Origin of the sequence: Longimicrobium sp., assembly GCA_036387335.1 — a bacterium.
GTDB lineage: Bacteria > Gemmatimonadota > Gemmatimonadetes > Longimicrobiales > Longimicrobiaceae > Longimicrobium.
This window is the reverse complement of sequence record DASVTZ010000199.1, coordinates 1-22,145: the sequence shown is the minus strand read 5'-3', so window position 1 is coordinate 22,145 and position 22,145 is coordinate 1. Positions and strand designations below refer to the sequence as shown.

The following is a 22,145-nucleotide window of genomic DNA, read 5'->3' as shown; positions in this document are numbered from 1 at the left end:
ATTGCAGGGCCCTTTTGCGTTCCCATAACCCACGGAGGGAAGTTTTGCTACGGTGTCCCACCCCGTACGTCGAAATCAGCCCAGATCGTCCAGGTTCTGGAGATGCGGACGCTGTCATCGGCGCCGTTGTACATCTGCCAGTGCACGCGGTAGTGGCCGGGTCGGCGGGGGCTAGGGAATGGCGATCGGAAGGTGTAGGTGCCCTGTGGCGGCACCGGCCGGTCGACTACTACGTCGGGCAGCTTGGGTCGCCGATACTCCGGGTCGGACCGAACCTGCCGCAGGCGCAACGCGTCGGCGGGCCAGGTGCATTCACCTTTGTTCAGAAGCGTCCATTCCTTCGGGATCTGCACACCGGGTGCGACGGTAGAGCCATCGATTACACTCTCGGTGTTCATGAACGAAACGACTTCGTCGCCCGGGGCGCACTCCGGCGCCGTGGCGCGGATCTCCCCCGTCGGCGTCACGACGAGACGCATGTCGACTCCAGGGGCATCGGATACCCGGACCGCGAGCCCGTCGGGACCGGTCAGCTCCCACGACTCCAGATAGGAGCCGTCGGCCAGGGGCGCCTGCATGGGAACTTGGAATGTATACCCCAGCGTGGGCAGTACAGGCTCTCCCACACGGACGACCGAAACGGCGCTGTCGCTCAGCCGTGTTCCGCTCGCGCTATGGAATCGGAGTGCGACGGACGAATCCCACGCGCACTTGCCGCGGTTCGCAATCGACCAGCTAACAGGAATGCGCTCCCCGGGACGCACGTGCGTATCGCGGCGCGGGTGGCTCTCGGCCAGCAGTTCGGCGACGATCTCGCCCGCCCGGCAGATGGGCAGCTTTGCGGGGAGAACCTGGAACCTCACCTGAAGCGCCGCACCGTCCATCCTCATTCGCTTCCCGAACGCATCGCGTAGCACCCAGTCTTCGCCATACGGTCCCTCCCGTCGCGGGCCGAGCACAGCGACCCCCACCTCCTCCACCTCGTCAGGCTGCACGGGTCGGCGGATCCTGTGCGCCACCACATTCCCGCTGAGAGGTGCCGGCCCGAGGACACGGATCCGTTCCACGGAGCTCCCCCCGCTCCAGGCGCAGGTTCCTACGTTCTTCAGAAACCAGGTGGGCGTGTACCGTTCGCCCTCGCGAATCGCCAGGTTCGCCTCCGCCGGGTAGATCTGGCGAACCAGCTGCGCACGCGCTTCGCCGGCACGGCAAGCGGGCGCCGCGCGGGAGGCTTGCGGGCCTGTCAATAGCACGATCATCACCCCGCACACCGCCAGCACCGTACTCGCCCGGATTCGGGTCGACCGCACTCGAGCGCGGCTCGCGCGGTTCAGCCATTCCCCGCCCGCCGTCCAGCCGGGCAACGACTCGCTCCCACCCCGCGCCAGTTCGCGGACCCGAGCCCAATCTCCCGCTTGTGCCGCATCAGCTAGCTGCTCCTCCAGTCGTTGTACGAGCGCCGCGGAAACAGCCGCGCGTCGCTCCTCGATCCACGCGACGAAGTTCTCGGCGCCCTCACCCAGCTGGAACTCGAACCCGTCCAGAAAGGGTGCCCGGTGCGCCTCAAGCGCGCTCGCGAGATCCGCGGACTCGGTTCCGTCTACTATCCTCAGCACTGCAACCGCGTCACAGGGCAGCTCAATGCACAGTGCTACCGGGCGGCGCCGGTCGGGAGGGCGCCGCTCGGCAGCGCGCGCCGGAGCGAAGAGATGGCGGTGTTGACCGAGTTGTTTCGGCCAATCGCGATGTTGGTCCAGAGGAGCTGACCGAGCGAGCCGCGCAGGTGCGGACGCCCGGTGACCCGGAGATACACCAGGAGCGCGAGCTCCTTCGCATTCAGCCGGACATCTCCGTCGTCGCCGTGGAGTGCGGGTGTGCCAAGTGTGCGTAAGAAGAAGGACATCAGAACCTTTTAGAGCTCGGCCGGACTGCAAAATCAACGATTTAGAGTTGCTTTAGAGCTTCGCCCATTCCGCGGCGAATCTCCACCGATGCATAGTTGGCGACGCAAAGGGCCAGAGCAACACAAACGATCTGCACTACTGAAATTCCTTCACAGACATTCTATCCGAGCCGGGCGATCGACGAAAGCGTCCTGTCGCACCGACTCGAAAGGAGGTGACCGACAACCTGTCTCCAGACCGCGCACCCAGCTGAGCCGCAAGGCTTACGCGGGCTGGGCCACCAATTTCTTCGCTCTGACTCGGCGCGTTCCCATAGGCGCAACGCACCCCTTGACCGGAGTATATCCAGATGAGTTCTACGCCCTCGCTCCTCGGCACGCTGATCATCTCCGCAGTGCGTACCCTCTTCCCCCCAGCCGCCTTAAGGCCTCGCAACGGTGGGGGTTCCGCGTGGCCCCTGCTCCTGGTGCTCTCGATCTCTGCCATGGCCGCCTGCAGCGACGCAGGCTCCCCGGTGAGCCCGGAGCGCGGGCCGGAACCTCCATCCGGGAGGGTTGCCGCCGTGACACCATCCGCGTGCGGACGCATGCTCCCCGACGAAGAGATCCGGGTGAGCGAAACGGTGCGCTCGTGCAACGGTGTTACCACGCTGATCCTGCAGCCGGAGCAGAATGTTGTGCTCTACGACTCCGCGGGCGCTTCGTGGTCAGCCCCCAACACACTTGGCAAGGGAACCGCCCTTCTGCGCATGCAGACGGACGGCAACCTTGTGGCATACGACACCGCCATGGTGGCGCTCTGGGGAACGGGCACGGCGGGCCATCCCGGCGCCTGGCTCGCGGTGCAGGACGACTGCAACCTCGTGATCTACGCCGGACCCTTTCCACAGTCCGGCCCGGTACTGTGGTCGACAAACACGTTCTGCCGCGCGCCGCGTCCCGCTCCGGGACGAATGCTGCCCGGGGAGCGCCTATCCCGCACCGTGTCGGTCGCCTCGATCACCGGGAACGTCACCCTGACGGTGCAGCCGGAGCAGAACGTGGTGCTGTACAACAAGGGCGTCGCGCTCTGGTCGGCTCCCAACACCCTGTACCGCGGAACCAGCGTGCTGGTGATGCAGACCGACGGTAACCTGGTGGCGTACACCGGCAGCGGCGTGGCGCTGTGGGGATCAGGGACGGCGGGAAACCCCGGCGCGTGGCTCGCGATTCAGGACGATTGTAACCTCGTGATCTACCGTGGGCCGCACCCGCAGACGAACGGGGCTCTCTGGGCTACCAACACCACGTCGGGTTGTGTCCCGAGCGGTTCGGGCAGCACGCAGATAAGCGACGACTACCCGTACAAGACTGCCGATCCGAATGCCATTGATCCCTGGAACTTCTATTATCGCCAGTGCACCTCGTTCGCGGCGTGGCGCATCCGCACCCGTACCCGCGCATCGAACTTCACCAATCAGTATGCTGGGGTCCAAAAGTGGGGCCATGCGACAACGTGGGACGACGCTGCACGGTCGGCTGGCGCCCAGGCAGCCGGGGTGCGGCTTCACTCGCAACCGGCCGTCGGTCGGACAGCTCAATGGGAAGCGGGATATAACGGCGGGGCCAACACCTACGGCCACGTAGCTTATGTCGCGGCAGTGTACAGCGACGGGAGCATCCTGGTGGAGGAGTACAACTACACCACCTCATTGGGATACGGCACTCGCAGGATCTACCCCGGCTCGAACCGCTGGCCAAGCGTGTTCATCGAGTTCTGAGCCTCTGCCGCATTCGGCTCCGGCTGCACACGCAGCCGGAGCCGTTTTCAGTATCCACGCGGGACGAGTCGCCTGTGGTCGCCAAAAGAATCTCCCGGATCATCCCGAGCAGTGCGCCGTTGACCAGATCTATACGGTGGAGGACGATGTCGTGGGTGAGGCCGAACATGGGCGGGAGTAGTCGCCGCCGTTGATGTCTAGGGTGAGCAGAAGAGGGATGCCGCTGCCGCGCGCCCCGGCGATTGCTTGGCGCGGGGCCTCCACGCCGTAGCAGCCGTCGCGAGCATCCCCGTCGTTGAGGATGGAGTCCCCTCCGTCTCTACTGGGACGCGTCTCGCAGATCAGCGCGTGTGTGCGCCCACCGAGCAGCGTGCCGGGGAGCAGATCGACAACGGTGGAGGATGATCTTCGGCGCCCATGCGCGTGCAGCCCTGCGTGTTGCCGCAGGTGATGGCAGATCCAGAGCCAGCGCCGACCAGGATCGGCGGTGCGCACGGGCAGAACGAGACACTTGCGGGTGTCACAAATCGCGGTCAAGTATTCCGATGCCGCGTGATCTGCATCGTTGTCCGGCGGAGCTGGCCACCTCACTTCGGCATCGCCCGTCTCCCGCCTGCGCCGACGACCGGCAGAAGTGCCCCTCCCTTCCCGGATCTACATGACCACCCTCGAACAGGATCTGCTGAGGTGGGCCGCGGGAATGAACGCCCATCCACCGATGGAGCCCGCCGGCGAGGATGAAGTCTACGCGCTGATGAAGCGGTTCCGGCTTCTCTTCCGGTTCCTGCGCCGGGCTGAGGAAGAGCGCCCCTCCTGGTGCACGGACGCACTCCTCACGCGCATCCGGCGGGATCAGGAGCGGGCACGGCAGAAAATGGCCTCCAACCTGGAAGCCGTACGCGAGATCGCCGCGGTCGCGAGCCCGGCGGAGCGTCCGCCGATCGTGATCAAGGGCCACACCATCTATGCGCTCACCGGCGACGAGTCGCATCTGTCGATGGGGGCCGACATGGATGTGTTCTGCTCCGATGAGGAACAGCTCTGGGAAGTGCTGACGGCGGCAGGGTTCGAGGGCGACAAATCGCAGTGGCGCGCCGTGTGGAGGTGCCCGCGTCCCGAGGATCGCGGATACACCGGGGCGGCGACCGCGAAGCCTCACGAATTCGCGTCGCTGTCCCGCGATTCCACGCAGATCGACATCCACAGCTACTATCCGGTCCTCTCGTACCCGGCCGGGGTCGCGGCGGCGGATCTCGTCCCGTCCCGGAATCCGGGCCGGTGGGAACAGCGCTTCCCCGCGCTGGACGCACGGGAAATCCTGTACGACGACCTCCTGGAGAACTCCACCCGCGGTGTCGCACCGGGGACCTTGGATCTGGTCATACCCGATCCCAACATGGCCGTCGTCATCCTGTGCGCCCACGAGTTCAGGACCTCCATTCATCCGCCCGCGCACTTCGACACCGTCATCCGGCCCGTCACGCTGGCCAACATCCTCGACCTCACCCGCCACCCGCTCTTCGATCCGGCCCGGTTCCAGGGGTTGGTGGAGCGCTTCGCGGCGCACGACAGCGTGCGGCTGGCGGCGTCGCTGCTGCGGCACTTCCTGGGCGTGAACCCCTTCCCGGTCGAAGCCGGGCTCGATCCCGCCGTGGGGGTGCCGAGGTTGATCACCTGGTACGGCGGCTGGGCCGCTTCAGGGCCGGTGGAGGAGCTTCTCGTTCGCGCGAGCCAGAGCACGGCGATCCGCCGGCTGCAGCCGGCGCCGGTGGTGGCGTCCGCGGATGGACGACCGGCGGTCTACGCCGTGGATGCCGCTCCTTCACCCTCGCGCGGGGTTTCGCGGGTGGTGGCGCAGAGCATCGAAGGGAAGGCTCTTCCGTTCGAGTTCAGCGTAGCCCGGCACGACGGCGCCCTGCGCGTGGACGTCGCTTTCCTGGAGCCGCTCGACGGCACCGAGGAAGCCTATCACGTCTACCTCTACGGGGAGCCGGCCGACGACGCCAGCCTGAGCGCGACCGTCCTCGTGCCTGGCAACCGGCTGAGGAAGTTCGGGGCGGGGCGCGCCAGAATCGCCGCCGGACGAACGTACGCGGTCGAGCTCTCCATCCCCCGGGAGGCGTTCGCGGCGCAGGGCTCGGCGGACCCAATCCCCCTGATGCTTGCGGTAATGAAGTGGTGCGTTCGCTACCCGGCTCCCTTCGTGGACACCGACACGATCGTCATGGTCCCACTCGAAGTGAAATTCGAGTGACGGGGGGAGATCTCCGAATCGGCCGTGCTCACCGCCGAAAGATCTCGCGATCACGCCCTGGCCCGTTCGGGTGAACCAATCGGCCGGCGAACATTCAAGGTCTCCGCCGGCCTGATCTTTTCCTCCCCGAACGGTTCTATGGTGACAGCGAATGCAAGATCGCACGCGATCCAGCCGAGCCGAGCGGCCGGCAATTCCGCGCCGCCTTCAATCTCGCGCTGGTTTCTCCTGGGGTGTAGATTCACGAGGGTACACTGACCGGCTCTACACCGCCTGTGGGATCAGCAAATATGAACGATCCGATCGCTGCTTTCGGGGTCGCCTCCGGTACCGAGTGGGCGGCCCTGAGCAAGGCCCGGGAGGAAGCATCCGCGGCGAAGCAGCACCTCTTCGACCTTTTATCTGAGTTCGTGTCTCCGGAAGACACGAGCGTTGTGGTATTCGGATCGATGGCGCGCGGCGAGAAAACGTCCGGGAGCGATGTAGACTGGACACTGCTCATCGATGGGCAGGCATCCTCAACGCACTTCGAGGTAGCGCGGGAGATCGGCCGCGTCCTCAAAGAGGAGGAGAAGAAGGGCCCAGGGCGCGAAGCCACGTTCGCGGGACTCGCCTTCAGCCACGAGATCCTCCACCGCATCGGCGGCGGAGAGGACACGAATCGAAACCTCACTCAGCGGATTCTTCTCATTCTCGAATCTGCGGCGATCGGTCCGGATGCAGCATACGGCCGGGTGGTTAGAGCGGTTCTCGACCGGTACATAACGGAGGACCCCGGCTGGGAATCGAAGGTTGTCAACGTTCCGCGCTTCCTCCTGAATGACGTCTCACGGTACTGGCGTACCGTAGCGGTTGACTTCGCATACAAGCGGAGGGAGCGCGCAGCCGAAGGATGGGCACTTCGAACCGTGAAACTGCGCCTTTCCCGAAAGCTGACCTATGCCTCAGGACTTCTCGCGTGCTTCAGCTGTGCGACTGAAAAATCTGTCTTGGAAGCCGATGACTCATCAAAAGCCGTCATTGAACACCTCGTGCGCCTGGTAGCGTCCACACCCCTGGAGCGGCTTACGACGTTGCTCCAGCAAAGCGGTCTGTCCAGGCCCGCGGAACGGCTGCTTACTAGCTATGATCAATTTTTGGCCATGCTGGATGACGCCGCCATGCGCGACGAGCTCGAGAAGCTTGCTCCCGAGGACGCGGGGCAGAACGCCGTTTATCAGCAAGCTCGGGATGTTGGCCATGAGTTCCAGAGCGCACTCAACGAGATATTCTTCGGCCCAGAGTCCCCATTTCGCGGTTTCACTCAAAGATACGGGGTGTTTTGATGCGCCCGCTCGGATTCTCGACCGGGGCGCTCGCGCGGGGGGATTTCAGAACTGCCCTCTCGATGGTTGCGGGTCACGGAACGAGCGCCGTCGAGCTCTCGGCGCTCCGAACGGTGGAACTCGGCTCCCTTCTCGACGCAGTCGATTCGCTCCGGCTGGACGACTTCCAGCACATCTCCGTCCACGCACCCAGTAAGTTCGAGGCGGCGGATGAGTCATGGATCGTCGAGACATTGCGCCGGATCGCTGCCGATCGATGGCCTGTTGTCGTGCACCCCGACACGATCCACTCAGCTCAGCATTGGCGGGCGTTCGGCTCTCGATTGCTCATCGAGAACATGGACAAGAGGAAGCCTATCGGGCGAAGTGCGGCTGAACTGGAGATGATCTTCGCTGAGCTACCTGAAGCAGGATTGTGCTTGGATCTCGCTCATGCGCGACAGTTCGACCCCACTATGGTGGAAGCCTACCGGATTCTGAACATTCACGGCTCGCGGTTGCGCCAGGTTCATCTCAGCGACGTCAGCTCGGCGAGCAAGCACACCTGGCTCTCCTACGGGGCAATTCACGATTTTCAAGAAGTGGCGATGCTGGTCCCTCCAAGCGTCCCCGTTATCCTGGAGAGCCCAGTCTCCGCGCAAGGCATCGCAGCTGAGTTGCGGCGCGCCAGAGAGGCCCTTCCGTCCCCTGCCCTCGTGAGGCTCTAAGGAGCGAACTAAGCCGGGATCGCTGCCGGGAGTTGATGGGCAGGCCGAGCGCGACGCTTTTCACGCGGCGCATCGAGCGCCTGCCGCCCCCGCTCGCCATCACCGCCGGAAGATCTCGCGGATCACGCCGAGCAGCGCGCCGGGGAGCAGGTCCACGCGGTGGAGGATGACGTGGCCGGTGGGGCCGAAGATGCGGGGGAGGTAGTCGCCGCCCTTGAGGTCCACGGTGAGGCAGAAGGGGTGGATGCCGCTGGCGCGTGCCTCGGCGATGGCTTGGCGCGAGTCCTCCACGCCGTAGCGGCCATCGTAGGCGTCCTCGTCGTTGGGCTTGCCGTCGGAGAGGATCAGGAGGAGGCGGTGGCCGGCGGGCTGCTGGCGGAGCTGCGCGGTGGCGTGGCGGATGGCGGCGCCCAGGCGCGTGTAGCCCTCGGGACGGAGCGCGTCCACCCGGCGCAGCACCGCCTCGCCGTTGCGCTCGTCGAAGCCCTTGATCTGGCGGATGCGGACGTTGCTCGCCGTGGCGCCGGAGAAGGTGAGGATGGAGTAGGGATCGCCCAGGCCGTCGAGCGCTTCACCGGTCAGGAGGAGGGCGAGCTTCTCGACTTCGAGGATGCTGTGCTTGCCGAAGACCTCGGAGGTGGAGCCGCTGACATCCACCAGCAGAGTGATGGCGACGTCGCGGCGCGCGGGGATGACGGAGGTGTAGAGCCGGTCGTCTGCGCCGACGCCGGCGCGGAGGTCGGTGAGCATGCGCACGCAGGCGGCGAGGTCCAGCTCGTCGCCCCGGTTCTGGCGCGGGATCTGGACGCGGCGCGCGCGCAGCCTCTCGAACTGCTGGCGCACGCGCCGGGCGAGCGCCGCGTTCCGCCGCAGCGCCTCCACGCACCACGCGCCGTCCGCCTCGTCGCTGGGGTGCAGGCGCACGATCGCGCCCGGCGTGCGGTAGCGCCCCGCCGCGTAGTCCCACTCCGGGTAGGGGAAGACGGTCTTCGTGGTCCGCTCCGGCACGACTTCCGTGCGCTCTCCGGAGTCGGCGTCGCTGACCTGCGAATCGCCCGCGCCGCCTTCGGAAGGGTCGTCCTGGGGAGTGCCGGCGCGCGCGGGGTTCGTGCCAGCGTCGGAGGAGGTGTCCGGGTTGTGCCCCCTGATCTCCGGCGCGTCCGCCCTGGGGTCCAGCCCCACCGTGGTCATGAAGCCCATCAGCCAGCGCGGGAGCCGTCCGGCCTGCGGCTGCGGCTGCGCGGCGTGGAGATCCTGCTCGCCGCTCGCCGGCGTGGCGGGGGCGACGGCGGAGGGGAGCACCGAGCCCCAGAGATCGACGGGCGGAACGCCGCGGTAGCGCCCCGCGCCACGGATGCGGGCGGCGGCGTCACGGGCGCGGCGCAGCGAGTCGTGCGGCGTGTCGCACCCCGCCAGGCTCGGTGGTGGCGCGGATACGTCGGCGGCTAGGAGCTCGCGGACGATCGTCTCCACCTCGCGGGCGGCGGCTCCGCGCGGGTGCAGCTCGACGCGGCGGGCGCGCTCTGCCTGCCGCTCGGCGGCGAGGGCGGGGCGCAGGCCGGGGACCCGCTCCGCGACGGCGGCGTCGACGGCCGCGCTCTCGAAGAGGAGGTACAGGTCCCGCTCCAGCGCGTCCTTGCGCCCAGGCGCGAGCACCGCCGTCCCGCGCGCGACGCGCTCCGCCTGCGCCAGCGCCATCAGCCGGTAGCGCGAGACCGCGTCACCCCCCTGCAGCTCGGCGGGGAGGACGATGCGCTCGCCGTCGTTGGCGGGGACCGGGCGCTCGGACCGGCGCAGGCGCTTCGGGGGCGGCGCGGGGGTGATGAGGATGGGGCGGCCGTACAGCGCGGCGATCAGCAGCTCCAGCCGGCGGCTGACTTCGGGGAGGCGCGCGCCGTCGTGCGGCGCCTCCTCCGGGCGCAGGAGGGCCGCGGCGCGGCGCCGGGCGAGAAAGGTGCGGAGGCCCACGGCGTCAGAAGGTCGCGGCGACCAGGTCCGAGATCGCGGCCAGGAGGTCGGGGTCGTCGGTGAGGGGCGCGACGAATGCCGCGCGGCACGAGGTCGGCGCGTCGATGCCGCCCGCCATCAGCCGCGCGGTCGCCACCAGCAGGCGGGTGCTCGGCACCTCGGCCAGACCCTGGTCGCGCAGGCGGCGCACCCCCGTCGCCAGCTTCACCAGCCGGCGCGCGTCCTCCACATCGACGCCGCCCTCGTGCGCCACGATCTGCGCCTCGCGCTCGGCCGGGGGGAAGTCGAACTCCAGCGCCACGAACCGCTGCCGGGTGCTCGGCTTCAGGTCCTTCATGGCGTGCTGGTACCCCGGGTTGTACGAGATGACGAGCTGGAATCCGGGCGCCGCCTCGAGGATCTCCCCCGTCTTGTCGATGGGAAGGACGCGCCGGTCGTCGGTGAGCGGGTGGATGACGACGACGGTGTCCTGCCGCGCCTCCACCACCTCGTCCAGGTAGCAGATCGCCCCCTGCCGCACCGCCGTGGTGAGCGGCCCGTCCACCCACACCGTCTCGCCGCCGCGGATCAGGTAGCGGCCCGTGAGGTCGCTGGCCGAGAGGTCGTCGTGGCACGCCACCGTCACCAGCGGCCGCTTGAGCCGCCACGCCACGTGCTCCACGAAGCGCGTCTTTCCGCACCCGGTGGGCCCTTTGAGCATCACCGGCAGCCCCCGCGCGTGGCACCGCTCGAAGACGCTCACCTCGTCCCCCGAAGCGACGTAGAACGGCTCCGGCCCGGACGGTGGACGCAGCGGTGCGTTCTCCGGCGTCTCCATCGTGGACGTGTAGTTCGGCGAAGTGTGGATCATCCGTATCTCGAATCAGTGGTGTGTCGCGATGGATTTGTACGGGCGTGATCCATCACGCCCGTGCCCGCCGTGCGCCCGATCTCTGCCTGATGAACGCAATCTTGCAGCCGCGCCCCACGTCCGACGGGGAACGGCAGTCAGGGCTGCCCCGTCGCCGCGGGCCGGCGCGCGAATCCCTGCGCGTCCATCCAGAAGTACAGCGCATCCACCCAGTGGTCGCTGCTCGTGCCCTGTTTGTGCATGCCGAACCCGTGCCCGCCCGCGCTGAAGTTGTGCACCTCCGGCCTGTGCCCCGCGGCCATGAGCGCATCGCGGAACGGAACCACCAGCCGCTGCGCCAGCCGATCGTCCTGGGCCCACGCCATGAACGTCGGCGGCAGCTTCGCGGGAATCGCGGGGATTACGCCGAACGGCCCCCCGTAGATCAGCGCCGCGAAGTTTGGGCGTGCCGCGCTGTCGGCCTGGAGCAGCGCCCCGCTCGCCACCATGCCGCCCGCCGAGAATCCGACGAAGCCAACGCGGTCAGGCGAGATCCCCCACTCGGCCGCGCGCCGCCGCACCACGCGGAGCGCCTGGATGCCGTCGGCGATGCCGTAGCGGCCGGAGGTGTCCATGTCCATCTCCGGGATGCCGTCCGTGCGCTTCTCCACCGTGCGGTACTTGAGCACGAAGGCGGCGATTCCCCGCTCCTGTAGCCAGCGAGCCAGATCGGTGCCTTCGCGGCTGACCGCCAGCGCAACGAACCCGCCGCCCGGCGCGATGATGACGCCCGTCCCCGTCGCCTTCGACGGCTCGGGGAGGTACGCGGTCAGCGTGGGCGTGACGACGTTGATGATCACGGTGCCGACCGGCGTGTTCTCGACCGTCACCTCCCGATGCGTCCACCGCTCGGATTCGGGCGCCGCGCCGGGCCACAGGTTCACGACCTGCGCGTGCGCCTGGCCAACCGTGAGTACGAGCGCCGCCGCGCTGATGAAGATGCTTCTGAGCATGTCCCTCCCCCTGTGAGCCGCTCCGCCCCGGCCGGGCGCCATCTCCCCTGCACCCGACGAACGGCGATGAACGGCGTGGACAGCGGCCCATTCCTTGGATGGATGGCGCCTGCGCGCCGCGCGTCAGCGGCTGGGCGGCGCGTCGGGGATGCGCGTGTCGACGGCGACCCAGTTGAGCTCCCAGGTCCTGCCGCCATCGTCCGAAAACGACTGTTCGAAGCGGCACGAGGTGGGGGTGATGTCCTTGATGACGAAGCGCACCAGGATCGCCCGCCCGTTCAGCGTCTCGTGGCTGTAGAACTCGCCCTGCCCGTCCCTGAACTCGCCGATCGTCGGCACGGCGAGGGCGCCGTCGGCGGCGTTGGCGAAGTTCAGCGTCCACTGGCGCGTCGCGGGGTTGTAGGTGCGCAGGCTCAGCCCCTGGAAGTGCCCCGCGGGCCCATCCGCCACCAGCTCCACCAGGTTGGCGCGCCCGTCCCACACCTTGCGCACCACGGTCGTCCCCTCGTAGTCCACCCAGGTGGTCGACCCGGTGAGCGGACGCAGGCGACGGGAGAGGCGCGTCTTCCAGCTGCCGATCTCGAAGTCGAAGTCCCGCTGCCCGTCGCGCTCCGGCCGCGGTTGGTGCGCGGGGGCATCGGCCGGCCGCACGCTGCCCTGCGCGAGCGCGTCGGTGGATGCCGCGACGACCAGGCACAGCGCCAGCCGGAGAGGGAGCTTCCCGCGTACTTTCGTCATCGTGCCTGCCTCGCGATGGGTGGTTGGGAGCCTCACGTCGGCTCCCTCCAACCCTCTGCCCAGCGCGAGCGTCGCGCAAGCGCCAATTCGATCCATCGCGGCAATGCCACTTTCGAGCGGCCGATCTACGCGCGGGCGCGGCGCTTCGGCTGGGACGCACGATAGCGGGCCATCAGCGCCTCGAACGCGGCGCGCGCCCGCCGCTCGGCCGCGGGATCGGCGAGGAGCTTCGTGGTCTGCTGGTACGTCATGCCGATCCCCACCAGCTCGAATGCGAACTGCTCGGCGTCGGCATCGGCGGCGAAGTGGCCCTCCGCGATGGCGAGCTCCGCGGCATGCGTCACGAAGGCGCGCCAGTCCCGCTGCGACTGCGCCACCGCGTCGTGCAGCTCGCCCGGGCGGTCGTCGTATTCTTGCGACAGCGCCATGAAGATGCAGCGCCCACCCCGCCTCTGCGCGGATTCGGCGGGCTCGGGGGTGGAGTCGTCGATCCAGCCGAGCCACCGCTCGAACAACGCCGCCAGCCTCGGCTCCCCGCGCGGCGCCTCCAGGGCGGGGCGGACGACCGATGCGGCGAAGCGCTCGATGGCCTCGCCCAGCACGGCGAGCTGCAGCGCTTCCTTGGAATTGAAGTGCGCAAAGAGGCCGCTCTTGGAGAGCCGCAGCTCGGACGCGAGCGTCCCCAGGGTGACGTTCTCGAGCCCCACGTCGCCGGCCAGGGAGAGGGCACGGCTGACGATTTCACGTTTGGTGCGCTGGCCCTTGTTCATGGTTCCAACGATAGCACGAACGCCCCTCTTGCGAAATAGCACGACCGATCGTTTTATTCCGGCACACCCGTGAGAGGAGAGCCGATGCCAACCAGACGTGCGATGCCCGCCTTTCCCCTCGGGGTCCGCCTGCTCAGAGCCTGGTTCCGTGTCGCGGGCCACCTGCTGCCCGGCGTCGCGGAGCGGCAGGCCGCTCGCCTCTTCCTCACGCCAAAGAAGCGCCCCGCCACTCCGCAGGCCGTCGGCGGCGTGCAGCCGCGCGAGGTGAGGATGGAGTTCGACGGCGAGCGCCTGGTCGGTTGGATCTGGGGAGAAGACGGGCCGACGGTGCTCCTGGTCCACGGTTGGAGCGGCCGCGCCGCGGACATGGCGGCGATCGGCGCACGCCTGGCGGCGGACGGGATGCGCGCGATCGCTTTCGACATGCCCGCGCACGGGGCATCCGCGGGGCGGCGCACCTCGCTCGCGGTGTGGATGAAGATCCTGCCGGAGATGGGCGCCCGCGTCGGCCCGCTGAGCGCGGTGATCGGGCACTCCTTCGGCGGCGCGGCCGCGATCCTGTCGCTCGACGCCGGGCTCGATGCAAGGCGCGCGGTGCTCATTGCGCCACCGACCGGACCTGCCTACTTCCTGGAGAAGCTGCGCCACTTCATCGGCCTGCACGAGCGCCGCGCGGCCGGGATGGAGCGGCACCTGGTCTCCATCGTCGGCCGCGGGATCGCCGAGTTCGACGCGGACCGGGCGGCGGTGCGGCTGGGGGTCCCCGGGCTCATCCTGCACGATCCGGCGGACACTGAGGTGCCGTTCGCGCACGCCGAGGCGATCTCCAGGGCGTGGCGCGGGAGCGTGCTGGTGCCGATGCCCGGCGAGGGCCACAACCGGATCCTAAAGTCACCCGCGGCGCTGGACCGGATCTCGGAGTTCCTGCTCGCCCGCGACGCACATCCGGCGCCCGCGCGGGCCGACGCGCTCGCGGGCGACTGAGCTCAACCCTTCCCATCATCCGACGATCATGGAGTTCGACCTCACCGCCGCCACCGCCATCCTGGAGCGGACGCCGCACGTGCTGCGCGCGATGCTCGGCGGCCTTTCCGATGATTGGATCAGAGCCGATGAAGGGCCGGACACGTGGAGCCCGTACGTGGTCGTCGGGCACCTGGTCCACGGGGAGCGCACCGATTGGGTCGAGCGGGCGCGCATCATCCTCACCCAGGGGCCGGAGCGGCGCTTCACCCCGTTCGACCGCTTCGCGCAGCTCCGGGCGAGCCAGGACAGGCCGCTCGCGGACCTGCTGGACGAATTCGCCACGCTCCGCACTCGGAACCTCGCCACGCTCGCCGGGTGGCGCCTGACGGACGCGCATCTCGCGCTCACGGGAGAACATCCCGCGCTGGGCACCGTCACGCTGCGCCAGCTTCTCGCCACCTGGACCGCGCACGACCACGGCCACATCGCGCAGATCGCGCGGGTGATGGCGCGGCAGTACCGCGACGAGGTCGGACCGTGGAGGGAGTATCTCACCATCATGGACCGGTGAACGGCCGCCGATCCTGAAACGCCACCCGGAGCTCATCCCATGTCCGTGCTGCTTTCGCTGATGGACCACGCCGCCTGGGCCGACACGCGCGCCCGCGCCGCGATCGATGCCCTGCCCGATGGAGACGAGCGGGCGCGGGCCGTCCGCCTGTACGCGCACGTGGCGGCGGCCGAGCACGTGTGGCTGTCGCGCCTGGAGGGTCGCACGCCGGCGCACCCCGTCTGGCCCGACCTCTCGCTCCCAGACGCGGAGACGCTCGCGGGCGACAGCATCGCGGTGCTGCGCCGGATCGCCGCGGGCGCGCAGGACGAATTGGAGCGCGTGGTGGAGTACCGCAACAGTGCCGGCCTGACTTTCCAGAACACGGTCGCCGAGATCCTGACGCACGTGGCGCTGCACGGGAGCTACCATCGCGGCCAGATCGCCGCGCTTACCCGTGCGGGCGGCGGCACTCCGGCGGCCACCGATTACATCGTGTACGCCCGCGACGGATGAAGTACCACGCGTGGCCTAGCTGACCTCACACAGAGCACGCGAAGATGAGGAGAAAGCCACGGAGGTTCTCTGTGGCGTTTTCTCGTGGAGCAGCATCTGCGCGAGTAGGCGCCTGGCTTCGGCGTCGTGCGGCATCAACTCGACGAGCATGCGCGTCAGGCGGATCGCCTCGCGGCGCAGGTCGCCGGCGGCATGCGCTTCATCGAACATCAGGCGCAGGACGTCGCGCACGGCCTCGGCACGCCCGGGCAGCAGGTGGGCGGCGGGGACGCTGAAGGCGAGGGGCGCGTTGCGTATCCTGTTCTTGGCTCGCACCAGGCGCTTCGACATCGTCATCTCGGAAACGCGGAACGCGCGCGCGATGGCGCTGGTGCTCAGTCCCGCGACCGCGCGCAGCGCCAGCGCCACGCCCGTCTCCCGCGGCAGCGCCGGATGGCAGCAGGCGAAGATCAGGCGCAGCCGGTCGTCGGGGATGGCATGCGGCTCCCAATCGTCGGGCGGGCTCGCGGGCTCGTCCAGGTGCCAGAGCCGCATCGCCTGCTCATGCTTGTCCTTGCCGAGTGCGTCGCGGCGGCGCCGGTCGATGGCGCGGTTGCGGGCCGTCGTGGTGAGCCAGGCGCCGGGGCGTCGCGGCACCCCATCCGCCGGCCAGCGCTCGATCGCCTTCGCGAACGCGTCCTGCGCGCACTCCTCCGCCAGGTCCCAATCGCCCGTGATGCGGTTGAGCGTCGCGACGATCTGGCTCCACTGCTCGCGAAACGCCACGGATACGGCGTCGGCCACGTCGTGCGCTGGCGTGAAAACTCGGACCGGATGCGCGGCGGGTGCGGGAAGCATCGGGAGTGAGTCGCGGGTGACACGTGAGGCCGCGCGGTAGCCGCGCCCGGTGTCATATCTAGTGACCAGGTGGCATCACGGCCAGCGCCAATCTGGCTACGCCGCACCAGTCCACTTTGCCATCACAAAACGGGAGATCGAAACATGGACGTCGTGAACCTCGCCGCGAAGCTGGCCAGCTTCACCGAGCACTGGCAGCCCCGCACGGTGGCCGAGTTCGACGGGCACGACGTGATGGTGGCCAGGCTGCACGGGGAGTTCGTGTGGCACAGGCACGACGACGCGGACGACTTCTTCCTGGTCCTCGAGGGGAATCTCGTCATCGAGATGCGGGACCGCAGCGTGTCGCTGGGGCCGGGAGAACTGTTCGTCGTGCCCAGGGGTGTGGAGCATCGCCCGGTGGCGCGGGAGGAGGTAAAGCTGCTGCTGATCGAGCCCACCGGCACCCCGAACACGGGAGACCCCGCCACGGCCGCCGTACGCCGCGTCATCTGAGGTCCGGCGGCACCTGATGTCCCTGGAGCGATGAGCCGCGTGCCCACCGGCCGCTGATTCCCAGCACGCACGCCCCAGCACGCTGGTATTGACTTTCGATACAACGAAACTTATTTGTATCGGAACCCGATACTACTTCCCGAGAGCCAAATGCCACCGCACGCATCCAACGACATCCTTCGAGGTACGCTCGACCTCCTGATCCTGAAGGCGCTTTCGCTGGAGCCCATGCACGGGTGGTCGATCGCACACCGCCTGGAGCAGCTCTCTGGCGATGCGCTGCGCGTGGGAGCGGGATCACTCTACCCGGCGCTCCAGCGCCTGGAAGAACGTGGGCTGCTGGCGAGTGAATGGGGCGTCACCGAGGAGAACCGCCGGGCCAAGTACTACAAGCTGACCACGGCTGGCCGCGGCGCACTCGGAGACGAGTCGCGGAGCTGGCAAGAGTACGTGCGGATGATGGACGCCATCCTGCGCACCACCTGATCGGGAGAGGGCCACATGGAGTGGATCACGCGATGGAGGAACCGGCTGCGGGTGCTCCTCCGCCGGGAAGAGGTGGAGCGCGAGCTGGAGGAGGAGTTCGCCTTCCACCTCGAGATGGAGACGCGGAACAACCTCCGCGCCGGGATGACCCCGGAAGCCGCGAGGCGGCAGGCGGCGCTGACCTTCGGCGCACGCGAGCGCTTCCGCGAAGAGGTGCGCGACGCGCGCTGGTTTGCGCCGGTGATCGGGCTGACGCCCGACGTAAAGCTCGCCCTGCGCATGCTGGCGAAGCACCCCGCGCTCTCCGTTACCGGCACGCTCGGGATGGCCGTCGGCGTCGCCATCGCGACGGGATTCTTCAGCTTCATGACGTTCTACTACTCGGTCCCCCCGCTCGACGAGGGCGACCGGATCGTCGCGCTCGACTACCTGGAAGCGGGGGGCGACGACTGCTTCTGCACGACCCTCTTCGACCTGGAAAGCTGGAGGGGGAGCCAACGGTCCGTGCTGCAGCTGTCCGCCTTCCGCGACGCCGATCGCTACCTGCACGTTCCGGGCGGCACGGCGGGTGGAGTACGGGCGGCGGAGATGACCGCGTCCGGATTCGACGTGGCGCGGGTGCAGCCCCTCCTCGGACGTCCGATCCTCGCGTCCGACGAGGTTGCGGGAGCCCCCCCGGTGCTGGTGATCGGGCACGACGAGTGGCGGCGGGACTTCGGCGCGGACCGTGGCGTCTTGGGACGCGAGGTGCGCCTCGACGGCAACCCGTACACCGTCGTGGGCGTGATGCCCGAGGGCTTCCGCTTTCCGTTCAACCACGGCTACTGGACGGCGCTCCGGAACGACCCCGCGCTCCGCGGCCCGGGCCAGGGCTCCCGGGTGACCATCTTCGGCCGGCTCGCCCCGGGGGTTCCCATGGCGGCCGCCGAAGCCGAGCTGAGGACGGTGAGCAAGGGGCTCGCGCCCGAGCTCCCCGCGGCGTACGCCACCTACCGCCCCATCGTCAGCCCGTACGCCCGCGCCGTGCTGGACGTGCACCAGTACCCGGCCTGGATCATCTGGACGATGCAGATCTTCGCGGCCCTCGTCCTGGCCGCGGTCGCGGTCACCGTGGCGGCGCTGGTCTACGCCCGCACGGCGTCTCGCCAGGCCGAGATCGCGGTCCGCACGGCGCTGGGCGCGACCCGCCAGCGCATCGTCACGCAGCTCTTCCTGGAGGCGCTCGCGCTCTCCTCGCTCGCAGCGGTGGCGGGGCTGCTGATCGCGAACGCCGGGTTCCGGCAGATCGTCGCCATGCACCCGGAAACCTTTCCGTACTGGATCGAGCCCGGCCTCCCGGCGTCCACCATCGCGTATGCCCTCGGTCTCGCCGTGCTCGCGGCCTTCATCGTCGGCATCATCCCCGCGCTGGCGGCCACCGGGCAGCGGCTGCAGTCCACGCTCCGCCAGATGGGCGGCGCCACCGGCATGCAGCTCGGGAGCACCTGGACGGCGCTCATCGTGATGCAGGTCGCGGTCGCGATGGCCGTGCTCCCGCCGGTGGTCGCGATCGCCTGGAACGGGTATCGGGCGTCGCGCGCCGAGCCCACCTTCCCGGTCGACGAGATGCTCGTCCTCGGGCTCGAGCGGGATGCGGCCCCGGGCGGGGCGGCGCTCGCCAGTCAGGCGGACGAAAGCTTCGCCGAAGCCCAGGCCGAGCTGATCCGCCGGATCGCCACGGAGCCGGGCGTGCTCGGCGTGACGTATGCCTCGGCGCCCCCGCGCTCCGGCAAGAGCGTGCGCATCGAGGTCGAGGGCGGGGTGACGGTGGCGGACGCGGCACCCGCCGTCGTGCTCTCCACCGGTATAGCGCCCAACTATTTCGCCGTGTTCGGCGCCCGGGTGCTCGCGGGGCGGCCGTTCGGGGCCGGCGACGCGCCCGGCGGCGGGGCCGCGGTCGTGAGCCGCTCCTTCGTCCGCCGTTTCCTGGGGGGCGGAGCGGCCCTCGGACGCCGGGTGCGCAGCACGCCGGCCGCCGCGGCCGACACCGTCCAGCCGGGCCCCTGGCTCGAGATCGTCGGGGTGGTGGACGATCTCTTCGTGAGCAGGGAGGCGGAGTTCCAGATGCCGGCCATCTATCTCCCGGCGGCGCTGGGGCCGGCGCCGGTGAGCGTCGCCGTCCGCGCGCGGGGGATCGACCCCGACGTCCTCGTCCCGGGGCTGTGGGAGATCGCCGCGGAAGTAGCGCCGGGGCGCCCGATGACCGTCGCCGGCCCAGTCGAGCTTCGCGGCGGCGACACCGCTGGCGGGGTTAGGTTCTGGGTCGTCCTGGTAAGTCTCGTGGCGCTGAGCGTGATCCTTCTCTCCGCCGCGGGGATCTCGGCGATGATGTCCTTCGCCGTCACACGCCGGTACCGCGAGATCGGCATCCGGTCCGCGCTCGGCGCAACGCGGCGCCAGGTGCTGCAGACCATCTTCTCGCGCTCCACGCGCCAGCTCGCGCTCGGGCTGGCCGTGGGAGTCGCCCTCATCACGTTGATCGAGCGACTCTCCGGCGGTGAGATCATGCGCGGCCAGCAACACGTGCTCGTGCCCAGCGTCGCGGCACTCGTGATCGCCGCCGCGCTCCTCGCCACTGCCGGCCCCGCGCGCCAGGTGCTCCGGGTCCGCCCGATGGAGGCGCTTCGACAGGAGTGATCGGGCAAGTCTCACGCGCGCCGCGGGCGGCGAGCCATCAGGCCGGTCGTGGCGCGCGGGTTCCAGGCGCGTGAGGAACTCACTATGTTCTCGTAGCCGGCACGGGGCGCCGGTACTTCATCAGCCACGCAAACGTGCGTTCGACTACCCAGCGCCGGGGGCGATTCTCGCTGCCCCGGCGCTGAAGCGTCGGCAGCTCCGGAACGACGGCAACCCAGGTCACCTTCGATGTCAGCGCAGAGCCAGAAACGGAGGGCACGGCGCGCGTCGCGGCACCCGACGCCGTTCATCGTGCTCGATCCGGGGCACCGCGATCCGCTTCACCGGCAGCTCTACAACGCCATCCGCACCGCGATCGTGAGCGGGCGCCTGCCGGCCGGCTCGCGGCTCCCTTCCACGCGCGCGCTGGCGACGGAGACGGGCGTGTCGCGCGTCACCGTGTCCGCCGCGTTCGACCAGCTGCGGGCGGAGGGGTACGTGGAGGCGCGCACGGGCTCGGGCACCTTCGTGCGCGAAGGGCTGCCGGACGATGCGCTGCACACCCGCCGCTCGCCGCTCCGGCGCACGTCGCCCGCGCCGCCCAGCACGGCATCGCACGTGGTCACCGCGCCCCCCAGGCGCCCGGAGGGGCCGACCGGCACGTCCGCGTTCCGCATCGGGCTGCCGGCGCTCGACCTGTTTCCGGTGGGGCTCTGGGCGCGAATCGCGGCGCGGCGCTGGCGAGCGGTGGCGGGCGAGGAGGCGGAGCGGCTTCTCGGGTACGGCTATCCGATGGGGTACGATCCGCTGCGCAAGGCCATCTCCGACTACGTGAACCTCTCGCGCGGCGTGCGGTGCGAGGCGCGCCAGGTGATCGTGACGTCAGGCGCGCAGCAGGCGCTCGACCTCGTCGCGCGTGTGCTCCTCAAGCCCGGCGAGGCGGCGTGGCTGGAGGACCCCGGCTACTTCGGCGCGCGCGAGACGCTGCGGGCGGCGGGCGCGGCCATCGTCCCCGTGCCGGTGGACGGCGACGGGCTCGACACCGCCGCGGGCGAGGCGCTGAACCCCGCGGCGCGCCTCGCCTACGTCTCGCCGTCGTACCAGTTCCCGCTCGGCGCCACCATGACGATGCAGCGGCGGCTGGCGCTGCTCGACTGGGCGGGACGCGCGGGCGCCTGGATCGTGGAGGACGACTACGACGGCGAGTTCAGGTACGTCGGCAGGCCCCTGGCATCGCTGCAGGGACTGGATGCGGAGCGGAGCGCCGCCGGCGGCGTGCCGGCCCGCGTGCTGTACGTGGGGACCTTCAGCAAGACCCTCTTCCCCTCCCTGCGGCTGGGCTACGTGATCGTACCCGAAGCGCTCGTGGACACCTTTGCCGCGGCCAAGGCGGCGGCGGACCGGCACACCGCGACCGTGGAGCAGGCGGTGCTCGCCGACTTCATCGAGGAGGGGCACTACACCCGGCACGTGCGCCGCATGCGCCTCGTGTACGCCTCCCGCCAGGCGACGCTGATCGCCGCCGCTGCCACGCACCTCTCCCGCTGGCTCGACCTGCGCCCCGCCGCGGCCGGGATGCACCTCGTCGGCTGGCTCCGCCCGGACGTGCCCGGCGGCGTCACCGACGAAGAGCTGTCGGATGCCGCGAACGCCGCCGGAGTGTTCGTCACGCCGCTCTCGTCCTACCGCACGCCAGCTCTCCATGGCGACGAACATCCCGCCCCGCCGGGAGGTCTCGTCTTCGGCTACGCGGGATGCTCGGACGCGATGATCTGGGATGGCGCGCGGCGGCTCGGGCGCGCGATCGAGGGGCACCTGGAGCGCCGGTCCGCCACGCGAGCCTGAGCGACGCGGCACGCCTGTCCGTCCACGCGCCGCCCATTCGTCGGTGTGGCAGAGACCCGCTCCAGAGCCCCCACCCGGAACCCTCCATGACAACACAATCAGTGGCCGTACCGTTGGCCCCCACGATACCGGCCGCGCGGGTGCGGCATCGGGTCGACTCGGTGGACGTGGTCCGCGGCGTGATCATGATCCTCATGGCGCTCGACCACACGCGCGACTTCTTTGGCGGCGCGTCCATCAACCCGACGGACCTGGCCACGACCACGCCGCAGCTCTTCTTCACGCGCTGGATCACGCACTTCTGCGCGCCGGTCTTCTGCCTCCTCACCGGGACCGCGGCGTACCTGGCGCGCCGCAACCGCACGACTTCACAGCTCTCGGGCTTCCTGTTCACGCGCGGCCTGTGGCTGGTGTTCCTGGAGCTGACGATCAGCCGCTTCCTATGGCAGTTCAACGTCGACTACAAGGTGACCATCATCACGGTGCTGTGGGCGCTCGGGTGGTCGATGGTGGTGCTGGCGGCGCTGG

General features: G+C 69.3%; 20 protein-coding genes. 12 read left to right on the top strand and 8 right to left on the bottom strand.

All coding sequences use genetic code 11. From position 1 onward, the window contains the following. Positions 1–47 precede the first annotated feature (47 nt). Together VF647_19745 and VF647_19740 are read right to left on the bottom strand one after the other, a co-directional pair. Positions 48–1,616 (bottom strand): NBR1-Ig-like domain-containing protein, encoded by a 1,569-nt coding sequence (locus VF647_19745; GenBank protein HEX8454323.1) that lies wholly within the window; start codon positions 1,614–1,616, stop codon positions 48–50. Between the two features lie 35 nt (positions 1,617–1,651). Continuing rightward, positions 1,652–1,903: a hypothetical protein gene (locus VF647_19740; protein ID HEX8454322.1), complete on the bottom strand. Its 252-nt coding sequence runs from the start codon at positions 1,901–1,903 to the stop codon at positions 1,652–1,654. 587 nt (positions 1,904–2,490) lie between these two features. Between VF647_19740 and VF647_19735 the strand changes: the two genes are divergently transcribed. The 4 genes from VF647_19735 to VF647_19720 all read left to right on the top strand — a co-directional run bounded on the left by VF647_19735 (position 2,491) and on the right by VF647_19720 (position 7,949). Continuing rightward, positions 2,491–3,663 carry a CHAP domain-containing protein gene (locus VF647_19735; protein ID HEX8454321.1) on the top strand — a complete coding sequence of 391 codons (1,173 nt, stop codon included), beginning with the start codon at positions 2,491–2,493 and terminating at the stop codon, positions 3,661–3,663. A gap of 658 nt (positions 3,664–4,321) precedes the next feature. Beyond that, a complete protein-coding gene (locus VF647_19730; GenBank protein HEX8454320.1) occupies positions 4,322–5,917 on the top strand; it encodes a nucleotidyltransferase family protein in 1,596 nt (531 codons plus the stop codon). Between the two features lie 290 nt (positions 5,918–6,207). Continuing rightward, entirely contained in the window at positions 6,208–7,242 is a 1,035-nt protein-coding gene (locus VF647_19725; protein ID HEX8454319.1) for a nucleotidyltransferase domain-containing protein, read from the top strand. Beyond that, positions 7,242–7,949 (top strand): TIM barrel protein, encoded by a 708-nt coding sequence (locus tag VF647_19720; GenBank protein HEX8454318.1) that lies wholly within the window; start codon positions 7,242–7,244, stop codon positions 7,947–7,949. The genes VF647_19725 and VF647_19720 overlap by 1 nt, the downstream gene beginning before the upstream one ends. Before the next feature lie 99 nt (positions 7,950–8,048). Here VF647_19720 and VF647_19715 read toward each other — a convergent pair whose 3' ends face one another. The 5 genes from VF647_19715 to VF647_19695 form a co-directional block, all read right to left on the bottom strand. Next, positions 8,049–9,917, bottom strand: a complete 1,869-nt coding sequence (locus VF647_19715; GenBank protein ID HEX8454317.1) for a VWA domain-containing protein — start codon at positions 9,915–9,917, stop codon at positions 8,049–8,051. 4 nt (positions 9,918–9,921) lie between these two features. Further along, on the bottom strand, positions 9,922–10,767 hold the full coding sequence (locus VF647_19710) for a CbbQ/NirQ/NorQ/GpvN family protein (GenBank protein ID HEX8454316.1): 846 nt from the start codon (positions 10,765–10,767) through the stop codon (positions 9,922–9,924). Positions 10,768–10,904: 137 nt separating this feature from the next. Beyond that, complete coding sequence (locus tag VF647_19705) at positions 10,905–11,759, bottom strand: alpha/beta hydrolase (protein HEX8454315.1); 855 nt, start codon at positions 11,757–11,759, stop codon at positions 10,905–10,907. 123 nt (positions 11,760–11,882) lie between these two features. Next, positions 11,883–12,497, bottom strand: a complete 615-nt coding sequence (locus VF647_19700) for a hypothetical protein (protein ID HEX8454314.1) — start codon at positions 12,495–12,497, stop codon at positions 11,883–11,885. A gap of 125 nt (positions 12,498–12,622) precedes the next feature. Beyond that, positions 12,623–13,267: a TetR/AcrR family transcriptional regulator gene (locus VF647_19695; GenBank protein ID HEX8454313.1), complete on the bottom strand. Its 645-nt coding sequence runs from the start codon at positions 13,265–13,267 to the stop codon at positions 12,623–12,625. A gap of 84 nt (positions 13,268–13,351) precedes the next feature. Between VF647_19695 and VF647_19690 the strand changes: the two genes are divergently transcribed. The 3 genes from VF647_19690 to VF647_19680 are packed head-to-tail and all read left to right on the top strand — an operon-like array spanning position 13,352 to position 15,299. Continuing rightward, positions 13,352–14,251: an alpha/beta fold hydrolase gene (locus VF647_19690; protein ID HEX8454312.1), complete on the top strand. Its 900-nt coding sequence runs from the start codon at positions 13,352–13,354 to the stop codon at positions 14,249–14,251. Between the two features lie 28 nt (positions 14,252–14,279). Continuing rightward, positions 14,280–14,804 carry a DinB family protein gene (locus VF647_19685; GenBank protein ID HEX8454311.1) on the top strand — a complete coding sequence of 175 codons (525 nt, stop codon included), beginning with the start codon at positions 14,280–14,282 and terminating at the stop codon, positions 14,802–14,804. Positions 14,805–14,843: 39 nt separating this feature from the next. Next, on the top strand, positions 14,844–15,299 hold the full coding sequence (locus VF647_19680) for a DinB family protein (GenBank protein ID HEX8454310.1): 456 nt from the start codon (positions 14,844–14,846) through the stop codon (positions 15,297–15,299). Positions 15,300–15,314: 15 nt separating this feature from the next. Here VF647_19680 and VF647_19675 read toward each other — a convergent pair whose 3' ends face one another. Next, positions 15,315–16,082: a sigma-70 family RNA polymerase sigma factor gene (locus tag VF647_19675; protein ID HEX8454309.1), complete on the bottom strand. Its 768-nt coding sequence runs from the start codon at positions 16,080–16,082 to the stop codon at positions 15,315–15,317. Between the two features lie 198 nt (positions 16,083–16,280). Here VF647_19675 and VF647_19670 point away from each other — a divergent pair, with 198 nt between their 5' ends. The 5 genes from VF647_19670 to VF647_19650 form a co-directional block, all read left to right on the top strand. Beyond that, positions 16,281–16,631, top strand: a complete 351-nt coding sequence (locus tag VF647_19670) for a cupin domain-containing protein (GenBank protein HEX8454308.1) — start codon at positions 16,281–16,283, stop codon at positions 16,629–16,631. Positions 16,632–16,781: 150 nt separating this feature from the next. After that, a complete protein-coding gene (locus VF647_19665; GenBank protein ID HEX8454307.1) occupies positions 16,782–17,117 on the top strand; it encodes a PadR family transcriptional regulator in 336 nt (111 codons plus the stop codon). A 15-nt stretch (positions 17,118–17,132) separates the two neighbouring features. Next, positions 17,133–19,793 (top strand): ABC transporter permease, encoded by a 2,661-nt coding sequence (locus VF647_19660; GenBank protein HEX8454306.1) that lies wholly within the window; start codon positions 17,133–17,135, stop codon positions 19,791–19,793. Positions 19,794–20,021: 228 nt separating this feature from the next. Then, on the top strand, positions 20,022–21,617 hold the full coding sequence (locus VF647_19655) for a PLP-dependent aminotransferase family protein (protein HEX8454305.1): 1,596 nt from the start codon (positions 20,022–20,024) through the stop codon (positions 21,615–21,617). 86 nt (positions 21,618–21,703) lie between these two features. Then, the coding region (locus VF647_19650; protein HEX8454304.1) for a heparan-alpha-glucosaminide N-acetyltransferase domain-containing protein at positions 21,704–22,145 on the top strand (442 nt) is incomplete at its 3' end.